The organism is Bartonella capreoli (genome assembly GCF_902813205.1).
GTDB classification, from domain to species: domain Bacteria; phylum Pseudomonadota; class Alphaproteobacteria; order Rhizobiales; family Rhizobiaceae; genus Bartonella; species Bartonella schoenbuchensis.
In genome coordinates this window covers 1-393 of sequence record NZ_CADDZX010000363.1, presented here as the reverse complement: position 1 = coordinate 393, position 393 = coordinate 1, and the positions used below count along the sequence as shown (strand labels likewise).

Genomic DNA, 393 nt, shown 5'->3' with positions numbered 1-393 from the left:
GGCGGGTGCGGGGGGGGGGAGGCGAGGGGGGGGGGGGGGGGGGAGGCGAGGGGGGGGAGGCGGTGAGAGAGGAGGCGGTCGCCAGTGGGGAGGGTAATGATGATGGTCGCGCTGTCCTTTTGCACCTGATAGTACAAGCTGTGAAAGTTCTCCCCCTGCGTGCTGCAACATAGCTCCTGTTATAACAATTACTGGCCAAGGCTGAAGATTTGCTCCAGATGGTGCTCGCGCGGCGAGTTTTAAAATTTTCTTGATTGTTTCCTGCACAACAGGCTGATCAGTAAAAGCTCTAATTGATTGTCGTGACAAAACAGATTGAAAAATATCAAAAGTAGAATTAGCCATTTGGGTTTACGTTCCCCTTACAAGAAGATAAACCGAAATACCAGTGCT

General features: G+C 52.2%; 1 protein-coding gene. It reads right to left on the bottom strand.

Annotation, left to right across the window (positions count from 1 at the left end):
• Positions 1 to 345: nitroreductase family protein (locus J7R05_RS08810; RefSeq protein ID WP_208541923.1), on the bottom strand; the 345-nt coding region annotated here is incomplete at its 3' end.
• Positions 346 to 393: the final 48 nt, after the last annotated feature.